1 pseudogene is annotated in these 262 nt (G+C 71.8%); it reads left to right on the top strand.

The window, feature by feature from the left end:
- Nucleotides 1-262 (top strand): annotated as a pseudogene (locus G6O68_RS32240) (hypothetical protein); the annotation flags it as partial.

Genomic DNA, 262 nt, shown 5'->3' with positions numbered 1-262 from the left:
AGTTCGACGCCGCCGTCTTCGCCGACGAGCTGGCCGCCGGCGTGCTCAACCGCCTGGTCCGCACCCAGCTCTCGCGCGGCGACCGGGTCAAGGGCAAGCCGACCTACCGGGTCCGCATCGACAACGCCTCGCCGCTGATCCTCAACGGCCTGGCGATCGCCGGCGTCGACGCCGAGGACGCGCGGCCCAAGGAGCTGTCGGGCATCTGCATCTCGCCCCGCCGCAGCATGACCGTCCCCGCCACCGAGGAGATCGTCAAGGA

The organism is Paludisphaera soli, assembly GCF_011064595.1.
Taxonomy (GTDB): Bacteria; Planctomycetota; Planctomycetia; order Isosphaerales; family Isosphaeraceae; genus Paludisphaera; species Paludisphaera soli.
Note: the sequence above shows the minus strand (reverse complement) of the source record. Positions and strands in the feature narration are given on the sequence as shown.